Genomic DNA, 12,390 nt, shown 5'->3' with positions numbered 1-12,390 from the left:
GGGCCCGCCGGAGAGCGTGGAACCACTGGCGCGCGCGGGCTCGTCGGCGAGCGTGGGCCCGCCGGAGGGCGCGGTTCCACCGGAGCGCGCGGGCTGCCCGTCGTTGCCGGGCTCGGTGACGGGGGTCACCGGTCACCTCCGATCATGGTGAGGAAGGCGTCTTCCAGGCGCCGGTGGGGGCCGATGCGGGCCACCGGGATCTCCAGCCGGAGCAGTTCGGGCAGCAGGCGCGAGGTGCTCGTCGTGCCGTCGAGCGTGACGAGCATGCCCTCGTCGGCCCGGACGGCCGCCGCGATGCCGGGCAGCGCGGCCACCTTGTCCAGGAGGACGTCGGACAGCGGTTCGCCGCCCTCCACACCGACGAGCAGGGTGTCGCCGGTACCGACGATGTCGGCGACGGGCCCCGCCTGGACGAGCTGGCCACGGTCCATGACGACCAGATGCGTACAGGTCTGCTCGACCTCGGCCAGCAGATGACTGGAGACGATCACGGTGCGACCACCGGCCGCGTACCGGATCATCACGTCCCGCATCTCGCGGATCTGCGGCGGGTCTAGCCCGTTGGTCGGTTCGTCCAGGATGAGCAGGTCCGGAAGGCCCAGCATGGCCTGGGCGATGGCCAGGCGCTGCCGCATCCCCTGGGAGTACGTGCGTACCGCGCGCTGCAACGCGTCGCCCAGCCCGGCGATCTCCAGCGCCTCGTCGATGTGCGCGTCCTCGGCCGGGCGCCCGGTGGCCTGCCAGTACAGGTCCAGATTGGCGCGTCCGGACAAATGCGGCAGGAAACCGGCGCCCTCGACGAACGCGCCGACCCGCGACAGCACCGGCGCGCCGGGCCGGATCGCGTGCCCGAAGACCCGGATCTCCCCGGCGTCCGGCCCGATCAGGCCCATGAGCATCCGCAAGGTGGTGGTCTTGCCCGCGCCGTTCGGCCCGAGCAGCCCGAGCACCTGGCCCTTCTCGACGCGGAAGGAGAGGTCCCGTACGGCGTAGCGGTCGGCGGACTTGGCGTACCGCTTGCTCAGGCCGGTGATCTGCAGCGGTACGTCCGCCAGGTCCGGGTCGGGTGCGCCGGCCGCGGCCCGTCGCCGCCCTACGAGCAGGAGCAGTACGGCGACGACCGCGCCCGCGGCGGGCAGCGCCCAGGTCCACGCAGGCAGCGGGGCCGCCGCACTCTTGACGGCGGGCGCGGTCGGCACGTTCAGGACGCCGCTGCCTTCGCCGCTCCCGCCTTCGCCGCTTCCGCCTTCGAGCGAGGCGGTGTATGTGGCGGGCTCGGCGGGCGAGGCGTACGCGAGGTCCGTCGAGGAGAGCACCAGGCGCAGCCGGTGTCCGGCCGCGAACTCATGGTCGATGGCCGGCATCCGCAGTTCGACGCTCTTGCCGGCTTTGGCGCCGGTGATGCGGTACGGCTCGGCGAGCCCGGCGGGCAGCACCGGCCGGCTGCTGCCGTTCGGCCCGATGTCGTACACCTTGGCGAAGAGCACCGCGTCGTCGCTGGTGGAACCGATGCGTACGCGGGCGGTCGGCGCGCCGGTGACGCGTAGCGGGTCCCGGAGCGGCTGCGACTCGAAACGGGCGTACTGGCCCGGGGAGTCGAGGGAGAGACCGGCGCCGACACTGGAGAGGCTGTTGAGCGCGCCGACGCCGGGCACCGTGGAGATGGACGGCGGGCTCGCCCCGGCCGGATTGGCGAACCGCTGTTCGCGGCCGGTCAGGCGGACGGGCTGCGGATCGTTGTCCAGGCCGGGGTAGCGGTCGCCGCTCGCGCCGCGCAGCCGGGCGGCGCCGTTGGTGGAGTCCACCGCCCCGCCGCGGCTGACGCGGAACGCAGGCCCGGTGTCGGCGTCCCTCTCGTCCTTCAGATAGCGGTCGAACCACGCCTTCGTACGGTCGGCGAGACGGCCGGTCTCGCGGTCGCCGCCGTCGTGTCCGCCGGCGAGCCAGTCGACGGAGACGGGGGCGCCGTTCTCGCGGAGTGCCCGGTACATCGCGTCGGCCTGGCCGAGCGGGAAGAGTGAATCGGTTCTGCCCTGCATCAGGAGCGTCGGAACCTTGATCCGGTCCGCGACGGCGGAGGGGCTGCGTGCTGCGAGGAGTGCGCGGGCGGCGGCGTCGGGCTTGCCGGAGACGGCGACCCGCTCGTACATCTCGCACAACTGCCGCTCGAACCGGCCGCATCCGTCGGTGCTGTCCTGAGGCGGGGGCGCGGCTTCCTCGGCTGACTTCCCACTGCCACCGGCGCCCGATCCGGCACCGGAACCTGAGCCGGCACCGGTACCCGCATCGCCACCGGCACCACCGCCGCTGCCGCCTCCCGAGCCCCCCGTCGTCCCAGCCGCCCCAGATCCCTCACTCCCCTCGGCCGCACCGACCGACCCCGTGGAGAAAAACATCCCGGCCCACAGCTTCTTGAAGACGCCGTTGGGAAAGAGCGCGTCGGCCAGGTTCCAGTACGTGATCTGCGGGGCGATCGCGTCGACACGCTTGTCGTAGCCCGCCGCCAGCAGCGCGATCGCTCCTCCGTACGAGCCTCCGGCCACGCCGACCCGTGGGTCGCCCGCGCCGTCGAGCCGTACCTCGGGACGCTTCGCCAGCCAGTCGACCAGCCGGCGGACGTCGGCCACCTCCCGGTCCGGGTCGTTGAGCCCGATCTTTCCGGTGGACCTGCCGAAGCCGCGCGCCGACCAGGTCAGCACGGCGTACCCGTCCCGCGCGAGCTGCTCGGCCTGGCCGCGTACCGACTCCTTGCTGCCGCCGAAGCCGTGCCCGAGGAGGACGGCGGGACGGCGGCCGGTACCGCCCGCGGTGAAGAAGGACGCGTCGATACGGACCTTGCCCTCCCCGGAACCGCCCGTCTCGCCCCCGCCGGTCCCCTTGCCGCTATCCCCGCCACCGCTCCCGTCGGCGCCCCCGGCGCTCTCGGGCATGGCGAACGTCCGGTCCTCCCGGTGCACGGCGGGCGGGTCGTCCGCGGCCACGGCCGCCCACGTGCCTGACCCGGCAAGTACGGCCAGCACGGCCGCCGTCGCGTACAGCCGTCGTCCGCGGAGTCGGAAAGTCATACGGTGAATCCTAAGGACGTTCCGCCGCGGGCCACCGAGCCGCCGGGGCGAACCCGTACACCTCCTCCGGCAGTACGGCCGCCGCCGCACGTACCGCGCCCGTAGTACGCGCGACGCGCCCGTGCGCCCTGTGGCCCTCTGTACACCGCACCACCCCGCCGCTACAAAAGACGATGTGGGGCGGGCCGGGTCGGCCCAGGGGAGGCAGCAATGCGCAGGATCGCCATCGTCGGCGCTGGGCAGGCGGGGCTGCATCTCGCCCTGGCTCTCCTTGCCGCGGACTACGACGTCACGCTGGTCACCGACCGTACGGCGCAGGAAGTGCGCGCCGGGCGGGTGATGTCGACGCAGCTCATGTTCGGTCCGGCGCGGCGCCTGGAGCGCGCCGCCGGGCTCAATCTCTGGGACGCGACCGCGCCCGGCGTGAGTACGCTGCGCGTGACGGTGTGGGATCCGCCCGGGAAGTCCGCGCTGACCTTCACCGGGCAGTTCGACGAGCCGCCGCACTCCGTCGACCAGCGGGTGAAGACGGCCGGCTGGCTCGGTCTGTACGAGGCCAGGGGCGGCCGGGTCCGGTACGGCTCCGTCACCCCCGCCCTGCTGCCCGCGCTCGCCGCCGAACACGATCTGACGATCGTCGCCTCCGGGCGCGGCGACCTCACCCGGATCTTCGCCCGCAATCCGCTGTACTGCCCCTTCGACCGGCCGCAGCGCACGCTGGCCTGCGTGTACGTGCGCGGCATCGTGGCGCCGGCCGGCGAACCGGAGCCGCAGGCGCGGATCAACGCGGTGGCCGGGGCCGGCGAGGTCTTCGTGCTGCCGGCGCTCACGACGGGCGGGCCCTGCGGCACCGTGCTGTTCGAGGCGCTGCCGGGCGGGCCGTTCGACTGCTGGCACGACCAGCCGTCGCCGGACAGTTGTGTGTCCCGCGCGCTGGGGCTGCTGCGTACGTATACGCCCGGGGAGTACGAGCTGTGCAAGGACGCCGTGCCCACGGACGCGGGCGCGACGCTGTACGGCGCGGTCACCCCCGTCGTCCGGCATCCGGTGGCCGAGGTCGCGCCGGACACGTACGTGCTGGGCATGGCGGACGCGGTCGTGACCAACGACCCGATCACCGGCCAGGGCTCGAACACCGCGGCCCGCGGCGCGGCCGTCTACCTGGAGATGATTCTGGAGCGCGGCGGAGCGCCCTTCGATCCGGAGTGGATGCGGTCGGCCTTCGCCGCGTTCTGGCGGCACGCCCGGCAGGTCACGGAGTTCACGAACCTGATGCTGGAACCGCTGCCGCAGCATGTGCAGCGGCTGCTTGTGGCCGCCGCCGAACACCCCGCCGTGGCGCACCGTTTCGTCAACGGGTACGCCGATCCGGCGGACTTCCACGACTGGCTGATGACGGCGGCGCTCGCCGAGTCCTACCTGGCCAGCGCCACGGCGGGCAGCAAGAGGTGAGAGCCGGCAGCCCGCCGGCCCCCGCTCTCAGCTTCTGCCGCCCGTCTCCAGTGCCAGCGTGAAACGTTTCTTGTCCTTGCGGGTCGCGCCGAACCGGTCGTAGAAGCGGATCGCTCCCGCGTTCCAGTCGGGCGTGTTCCACTGCATCTCCGCGACGCCCAGCGCCTTGCCCTGGCCGATGACCGCCTCGACCAGCAGGGCGCCAAGCCCGAGTCCGCGGTGCTCGGCGCGCAGGTAGAGGCAGTCCAGGTTCAGGTACTCGCGGCCCTGCCAGGTGTCGAAGGCCGTCGAGCAGGTGGCGTACCCGGCGAGTTCGCCGCCGGACAGTTCGGCGACCAGGCAGCGCAGCCACTGCGGCCGCGGCCCGAAGAGCGCGTCCGCGAGCCGCTCCTCCAGGTCGGGGGCGGGCGGCGCGGACCGTTCGTACGCGGCGTGTTCCGCGGCCAGCGCGACCACGTCCGCCAGGTCCGTACGGACCGCGTGGCGGATCACCGGGGCCCTCGTCATGGAGCACCTGCCGCGGCACGCTGCATCTCCACGGCTCCTGTGGGCTGTTGTTCGTCATTCATACGCAGCATCATGCGTCATCCGGCCAGAACGGTTCCCCGGTATTACGACGGGTTTTCCGCGACGGCGGGGAGCGGCGGGACGCCACGGGCCCTTCCGGCCCCTGGCGCCCCGGCCCTTCGCATAGGGCGCGCCCGCGGACCTACTATGCGCCACCCGCACCACGCGCCCCCGCGGATGCCCGCCGATGTCAGTGGTTGCTGGGGAAGCCCAGGTTGATGCCGCCGTCGGACGGGTCCGGCCAGCGGGTGGTGACGACCTTGCCGCGGGTGTAGAAGTGCACGCCGTCGTTGCCGTAGATGTGGTGGTCGCCGAAGAGGGAGTCCTTCCAGCCGCCGAAGGAGTGGTAGCCGACCGGCACCGGGATCGGCACGTTCACGCCGACCATGCCGGCCTCGACCTCCAACTGGAAGCGGCGGGCCGCGCCGCCGTCCCGGGTGAAGATGGCGGTGCCGTTGCCCCAGGGCGAGGAGTTCATGAGCGAGATCGCCGCGTCGTAGGTGTCCACCCGGACGACGGACAGCACCGGGCCGAAGATCTCGTCGCAGTACGCGTCCATCTCGGGCGTGACGTGGTCGAGCAGCGAGACGCCGATCCAGTGGCCGTTCTCGTGGCCGGGGACCGTGAAGTCCGTACCGTCGACGACGACGGCCGCGCCCTGGGCCGCGGCACCGGACACGTACGAGGCGACCTTGTCACGGTGCGCCTTGGTGATGAGCGGGCCCATCTCGGAGGCCGGGTCGTCACCGGGGCCGATGGTCAGCGCGGCGGCCCGCTCCTTGATCTTCTCGATCAGCGGGTCGGCGGTCTCGCCGACGGCCACCACGACGGAGACCGCCATGCAGCGCTCGCCGGCCGAACCGTACGCGGCGTTGATCGCGGAGTCCGCGGCGAGGTCCAGGTCGGCGTCCGGCAGGACCAGCATGTGGTTCTTGGCGCCGCCGAGGGCCTGGACGCGCTTGCCGTTGGCCGTACCCGTGGAGTGGATGTAGCGGGCGACAGGGGTGGAGCCGACGAAGGAGACGGCGGCGATGTCCGGGTGCTCCAGGATGCGGTCCACCGCGACCTTGTCGCCGTTGACGACGTTCAGCACGCCGTCCGGCAGGCCCGCCTCGGCGGCCAGCTCGGCCAGCTTGAGGGCCGCGGACGGCACCTTCTCGCTGGGCTTGAGGACGAAGGTGTTGCCGCAGGCGATGGCGAGCGGGAACATCCACATCGGCACCATCGCCGGGAAGTTGAACGGCGTGATGCCGGCGACGACGCCGAGGGACTGGCGGATCGCGGCCACGTCCACACGGGTGGAGACCTGGGTGGACAGCTCGCCCTTGAGCTGCTGCGGGATGCCGCAGGCCAGCTCGACGATCTCCAGACCGCGGGCGACCTCGCCCAGCGCGTCGCTGTGCACCTTGCCGTGCTCGGCGGTGATCAGCGCGGCCAGCTCCTCGCGGTGCGCGTCGATCAGCTCGCGGTAGGCGAACAGCACGGCCGTGCGCTGGGCCAGCGAGCTGGTGCCCCAGGTGCGGAACGCCTCCTTGGCGGCGGCGACGGCCGTGTCCACCTCGTCCAGGGAGGCGAAGGCGACCTGCTTCTCCTGGGCGCCGGTCGCGGGGTTGTAGACCGGGCCGAACGAGCCGGACACGCCCTCGGCGGGCTTGCCGCCGATCCAGTGGTTGACGGTCTTCATGCGGGAGCCTTTCTGGGTGACGGCGGGGAGCGGGTGCCGTGACGGGGGCGGTCGGGGGCGGTGGTCGTTCAGTGGGCGGCGGGGGCGGGTGGTGGTCCGGGGGTCTGTTCAGGTCTGCGGGGAGCGTGGTTCAGAGATGGCGGCGGCGCGCGGTGACGTGCCGGTCGTAGTCCTTACGGGCCTCGACCGCCGCCGGACGCGTCGCGATCTCAGCCACAGGGACATCCCACCAGGCTTGGGCCTCGGGCGCGCCCGGCACAGTGTCGGCCGTTGCGGTCTCGACATAGACACATGTGGGGCGCTCGTCGGCGCGGGCCGCGGCGAGCGCGGCGCGCAGGTCACCGACGGTCGCGGCGCGGAGGACGTGCATCCCCAGGGAGGCGGCGTTGGCGGCCAGGTCCACGGGCAGCGGGTCGCCCGTGTAGGAGGCGTCGGTGGCGCGGTAGCGGTACGCGGTGCCGAAGCGCTCGCCGCCGGTCTGCTCGGACAGGCCGCCGATGGAGGCGTACCCGTGGTTCTGGACGAGCACGATGTTGATGTTGATGCCTTCCTGGACCGCGGTGACGATCTCGGTGGGCATCATCAGATACGTACCGTCGCCGACCAGCGCCCACACGGGCCGGTCGGGCGCGGCCAGCCGTACCCCGATGGCGGCGGGGATCTCGTAGCCCATGCAGGAGTAGCCGTATTCGAGGTGGTACTGGCGGCGGGAGCGGGCCCGCCAGAGTTTGTGCAGGTCACCGGGGAGCGAACCGGCCGCGTTGATGATCACGTCCTGGGCGCCGACGGCGGCGTCCAGCGCGCCGAGCACCTGGGTCTGGGAGGGGCGCGCGGAGTCGTCGGGCGCGGCGTAAGCGGCGTCGACGAGGGATTCCCAGCGGGCCTTGGCGGCGCCGTACTCCGCCTCGTACGCCTGCGGGACGCGGTGTCCGGACAGGGCCTCGGTGAGCGCTTCGAGGCCGGTGCGGGCGTCGGCGACCAGCGAGGTCGCGGCGAGCTTGTGGGCGTCGAAGGACGCGATGTTCAGGTTGACGAAGCGGACGCCGGGGGCGGCGAAGAGGGTGGCGGAGGCGGTGGTGAAGTCCGTGTAGCGGGTGCCGACACCGAGGACGAGATCGGCGCGGGCGGCCAGCGCGTCGGCCGTGGCGGTGCCGGTGTGGCCGATGCCGCCCACGTCGGCCGGGTGGTCGTGGCGCAGTGAGCCCTTGCCGGCCTGGGTGGAGGCGACGGGGATGCCGGTGGCGTCGGCGAGGGCGCGCAGGGCGTCCTCGGCCTCGCTGTGGTGGACGCCGCCGCCCGCGATGATCAACGGCCGTTCGGCGGCGCGCACCGCCCGTACGGCTTCGGCCAGCGCGGCGGCGTCGGGCGCGGACCGGGGCACCCGCCACACCCGGTCGGCGAAGAACTCCTCGGGCCAGTCGTACGCCTCGGCCTGCACGTCCTGCGGCAGCGCGAGCGTGACGGCGCCGGTCTCCACGGGGTCGGCGAGCACCCGCATCGCCTGGAGGGCGGCCGGGATCAGCGCTTCGGGGCGGGTGACGCGGTCGAAGTAGCGGGACACCGGGCGCAGGACGTCGTTGACGGACACATCGCCCGCGTACGGGACTTCGAGCTGCTGGAGGACGGGGTCGGCGGGGCGGGTGGCGAAGGTGTCGCCGGGCAGCAGAAGCACCGGGAGGCGGTTGACCGTGGCGAGGGCCGCGCCGGTGACGAGGTTGGTGGCGCCGGGGCCGATGGAGGTCGTGACGGCGTGTGCGGAGAGGCGGTCGCGCTGGCGGGCGTAGCCGACCGCGGCGTGCACCATGGCCTGCTCGTTGCGGCCCTGGAAGTAGGGCATGCTCTCCGGGCCGGCCTCCAGAAGGGCCTGGCCCACCCCGGCCACGTTGCCGTGTCCGAAGATGCCCCAGCAGGCGCTGATGAGACGGTGTCTGGCGGACGCGCCGGCCCGGCCATCGGGAGCCGCGGCGGCGTCCCGCTCCGTGTACTGGTGGGCCAGAAAGGTGACCAGGGCCTGCGCCACCGTCAGGCGTCGAGTGGTCATCGTGCGTCTCCCTCGGGGTCCTCGGGGTGGGCTTCCGGGTCGGCGTCCGGGGCGTCGTTCAGGGACGGGCGGGGGTCGGCTTCGGCGGTCTCGTTCAGGGACGGACGCGGGTCGGCTTCCGGGGCTTCGTACAGCGGCAGGCGGGGGTCGACGGGCTGGTCGGGCCAAGTGTCGCGGATCCAGCCGTGGTCCGGGTGGTCGCAGATCAGCCAGGCACGCTCCTCCCCCGGCCCGGCCATGACGTTGAGGTAGTACATGGTGTGCCCGGGTACGGCGATGGACGGGCCGTGCCAGCCGTCGGGGATCAGCACGGCGTCGCCGCTACGGACCTCGGCGAGTACGTCCGTACCGCGCCCGTTCCCGGAAGAGGTGGCGGAAGGGGTGACGCGCTGATAGCCGAGTCCCGCGGAACCGTGGGCAGGAGCGATCTCGAAGTAGTAGATCTCCTCCAGCTCGCTCTCCTCCCCCGGCCGGCACTCGTCGTGTTTGTGGGGCGGGTACGAGGACCAGTTGCCGCCGGGCGTGAGCACCTCCACGGCGATGAGCCGGTCGCACGCGAAGACACCGGCCGCGCCGAAATTGTTGACCTGACGTGAGCAGTTGCCCGTACCGCGCAGTTCCACGGGCACGCCGCTCGCGGGACCGTGACGCGCGGGCAAGCGGCGCGAGCACCGGGCACCCGTCAGCGCGAACCGGCCGCCGGCGGCGCTGCTGATCCGCACCTCGGCATCCCGCGGTACGTACGCGAAGTCGGTGACGCCGCTGAACACGTCCTTGCGACCGACCAGTTCGAAGGGCGGGTCGCTGTCGCCGCCGACCGCGACCGTACAGCCGCCGTTCAGGGGCAGCACGATCCACTCGCTGTCGCCGGTGGTGAACGTATGGCTTCCGCCGGGCGGTAGTCGGAGGATGCGCAGGGAGGCGTATCGCAGGGGTGTGTCCCCGTGGCCCGCCCGGTCCGGGTCGGCGCCCGGGTCCACGCCCGGATCGCTGCCCGGGTCGATGTTCAACTCGTACGGCCCGTGCTCATCGGCCCCGTCGCGAGCCCTGATGTGGAACTCGGTGTTGCGCAGCTCAGTCGTCATGGCTGTAAGTTTCCTCCTCACCACTGACAGTCACCGTGGTCGCAGCCGGACCACGGTCATCGCCGGGTCGCGGTCATCGCCGACATGCGGTCATCGCCGGCACGCGGTCGTCGCCGACGTCCGGTCATCGCCGAAGCAGAGATACGGCGGTGTCCACCGCCGCCGTCACGTCCCCGTCCGCCGGGTAGAGCAGCGAACGGCCCGCCACCAGCCCCTGCACGCTCGGCAGGCGCAGCGCCTTGCGCCACTTCTCGTACGCCGCTTCCTGGCCCTCGGCGCTGTCCTTGATGTCGCCGCCGAGCAGCACCGTCGGCAGCGTCGAGGTCTCGCAGACCTGCGCCATGTCGTCCGGATCGTCGGTGACCGGCAGCTTCAACCACGTGTACGCGGAGGTGCCGCCCAAGCCGGAAGCGATGGCGACGGCCTTCGTGACGGCCTCGGCGCTCAGATCGTTGCGGACGTTTCCGTCCACCCGCCGGGAGAGAAACGGTTCGACAAAAGTGGGCAGCTCCCGTTCGGCCATGGCGTCTATGGCGCGGGCCGAGGACTCCAGAGTGGCCAGCGAGCCGGGGTCCCCGTAGTCGATGCGCAGCAGCAGCTTGCCGGCGTCGAACCGGAACCGGGCGATGTCCTGCGGACGGTGGCCGGTGAACCGGTCGTCCATCTCGAAGGAGGCTCCGGCGATGCCGCCGCGGTTCATGGAGCCCATCACGACCTTGCCTTCGAGGGCGCCGAGCAGGAGCAGGTCCTCCAGGATGTCGGCGGTGGCGAGCACGCCGTCCACACCGGGTCGCGACAGTGCGAGGCACAGGCGCTCCAGGAGGTCGAGGCGGTTGGCCATGGCCAGCTTGCGGTCGCCGACGGCGAGGGCGCCCCGCGCCGGGTGGTCGGCCGCGATGATCATCAACCGGCCGCTGTCGCCGATCAGGGGGCGGCGGGTCCGGCGCGCCGCGGCCTGGGCGACGGCTTTCGGGTTCCGGGCCCGCAGCGTCACGATGTCGCAGATCCGAGTGGTCAAGGCGGTTCTCACCTTCTGGTGGGACGGGTTCGTACGGGGGCCGCCGGGCGGGGTGTTCGGGCGGGGTGTCGGTCCGGCCTCGGGGCGTTCGGCCGGGCCCTCTGCCGAATCTTCAGCGGGGCGGGGTCCGGTGACACCGGGCCGGGTCGAGTCGGGCCGGCCGGAACTCAGGCGGCCGGCCGTACGACAACCGCCCGCACCGCTCACCGAGCCGCGAGAAACTCCTCCACCTCGGCACACGTCGGCATGGCGGACGAACAGGCCAGCCGGGACGCGACGATCGCCCCGGCGGCGTTGGCGTACCGCATCATCGGCTCCAGCTCCCACCCGGACAGCAGCCCGTGACACAACGCTCCCCCGAAAGAGTCACCGGCTCCCAGGCCGTTGACGACTTCGACGGGAGTGGGCGGCACCTCGGCGGTACGGCCGTCGCGATGCACGGCCAGCACGCCCTTGGACCCCTGTTTGACGACGGCCAGTTCGACGCCCATGTCCAGCAACGCCTGCGCGCACCGCTTCGGTTCACGGACACCGGTGGCGACCTCGGCCTCGTCGATGTTGCCGACCGCGACCGTCGCGTGGGCGAGCGCGGCCTCGTAGTACGGGCGCGCCCGTTCCATCGCCGCCGCGCCGGTGACTCCGCCAGCACCGGACGCTCCTCCCTCACCGCCCCAGAACATCGGCCGCCAGTCCAGGTCGAAGACGGTGGTCCCCGCCTTGGCGCGTGCTTCCAGCGCGGCGAGGGTGGCCGTACGGCTCGGCTCCTCGCACAAGCCGGTGCCGGTCATCCAGAAGATGCGGGCGGCCCGCACGGCGCCCCGGTCCAACTCTTCGGGGTGGATGACCAGGTCGGGCGCCTTGGGGCGACGGTAGAAGTAGAGCGGGAAGTCGTCCGGCGGGAAGATCTCGCAGAAGGTGACGGGCGTCGGGTGCTCCGCGACGGGTGTCACCCAGCGGTCGTCCACGCCGAATTCGCGGAGCGCCTGGTGGACGTAGTCGCCGAAGGGGTCGCGGCCGGTGCGGCTGATGACCGCCGTACGCCGCCCCAGACGGGCGGCGGCGACCGCGACGTTGGTGGCCGAACCGCCGAGGAACTTCCCGAACGTCTCGACCTGGGGAAGCGGAACGCCCGTCTGCAACGGGTAGATGTCCACTCCGATGCGGCCCATGGCGATCAGGTCGTACGGGCCGGTCTCTGCGGTCTGCCGCGGCTCGGTCATGCGCGCCCCTCCGGTTCGTCACTGAGCACAGGTCTAACCGGGCGCCCGAGACCCTGTCAATACTTTGTCCTTACATTCTGACGTCGACCAGGAGGCGGGCGGATGGCGCCGTCCCGCCGCACCTCCCACCACAAAGTCCTTAAGTCCGTATGTCATGACGAAGTCTTGACACTCCCCGGACCGGGATGGAGGCTGTGCCCCACAACACAGCCCACGACCCAGCCCCGCGCCTCCCGGTCACCGGCGACCGGTGAGAGG

The 12,390-nt window shown here is 72.3% G+C and carries 8 protein-coding genes; 1 reads left to right on the top strand and 7 read right to left on the bottom strand.

Annotated elements, in window-relative coordinates; genetic code table 11:
• Positions 1-125: 125 nt before the first annotated feature.
• The gene (locus EJG53_RS26440; protein ID WP_125046941.1) at positions 126-3,065 is read right to left on the bottom strand and encodes an alpha/beta fold hydrolase; all 2,940 of its coding nucleotides are present in this window, start codon (positions 3,063-3,065) and stop codon (positions 126-128) included.
• Positions 3,066-3,275: 210 nt separating this feature from the next.
• On the opposite strand from EJG53_RS26440, the gene EJG53_RS26435 reads away from it, so the two are divergent.
• On the top strand, positions 3,276-4,517 hold the full coding sequence (locus EJG53_RS26435) for a styrene monooxygenase/indole monooxygenase family protein (protein WP_125046939.1): 1,242 nt from the start codon (positions 3,276-3,278) through the stop codon (positions 4,515-4,517).
• Between the two features lie 27 nt (positions 4,518-4,544).
• Here the strand turns inward: EJG53_RS26435 and EJG53_RS26430 are convergent, their stop codons facing one another.
• The 6 genes from EJG53_RS26430 to iolC all read right to left on the bottom strand — a co-directional run bounded on the left by EJG53_RS26430 (position 4,545) and on the right by iolC (position 12,132).
• Positions 4,545-5,024 carry a GNAT family N-acetyltransferase gene (locus EJG53_RS26430; RefSeq protein ID WP_125046937.1) on the bottom strand — a complete coding sequence of 160 codons (480 nt, stop codon included), beginning with the start codon at positions 5,022-5,024 and terminating at the stop codon, positions 4,545-4,547.
• A 250-nt stretch (positions 5,025-5,274) separates the two neighbouring features.
• Positions 5,275-6,768 carry a CoA-acylating methylmalonate-semialdehyde dehydrogenase gene (locus EJG53_RS26425; protein ID WP_125046935.1) on the bottom strand — a complete coding sequence of 498 codons (1,494 nt, stop codon included), beginning with the start codon at positions 6,766-6,768 and terminating at the stop codon, positions 5,275-5,277.
• Between the two features lie 130 nt (positions 6,769-6,898).
• A complete protein-coding gene (gene iolD, locus EJG53_RS26420; protein ID WP_125046933.1) occupies positions 6,899-8,809 on the bottom strand; it encodes a 3D-(3,5/4)-trihydroxycyclohexane-1,2-dione acylhydrolase (decyclizing) in 1,911 nt (636 codons plus the stop codon).
• Complete coding sequence (iolB, locus tag EJG53_RS26415; protein ID WP_125046931.1) at positions 8,806-9,894, bottom strand: 5-deoxy-glucuronate isomerase; 1,089 nt, start codon at positions 9,892-9,894, stop codon at positions 8,806-8,808. Before iolB ends, iolD begins: the two co-directional genes overlap by 4 nt.
• Positions 9,895-10,018: 124 nt before the next feature.
• Positions 10,019-10,912, bottom strand: coding sequence for a Cgl0159 family (beta/alpha)8-fold protein (locus EJG53_RS26410; protein WP_125046929.1), 894 nt, complete (start codon positions 10,910-10,912; stop codon positions 10,019-10,021).
• A 203-nt stretch (positions 10,913-11,115) separates the two neighbouring features.
• A complete protein-coding gene (gene iolC / locus EJG53_RS26405; RefSeq protein WP_125046927.1) occupies positions 11,116-12,132 on the bottom strand; it encodes a 5-dehydro-2-deoxygluconokinase in 1,017 nt (338 codons plus the stop codon).
• Between the last annotated feature and the right edge of the window lie 258 nt (positions 12,133-12,390).

Origin of the sequence: Streptomyces chrestomyceticus JCM 4735, assembly GCF_003865135.1 — a bacterium.
Lineage (GTDB): Bacteria > Actinomycetota > Actinomycetes > Streptomycetales > Streptomycetaceae > Streptomyces > Streptomyces chrestomyceticus.
This window is presented reverse-complemented; position numbering and strand designations above follow the sequence as displayed.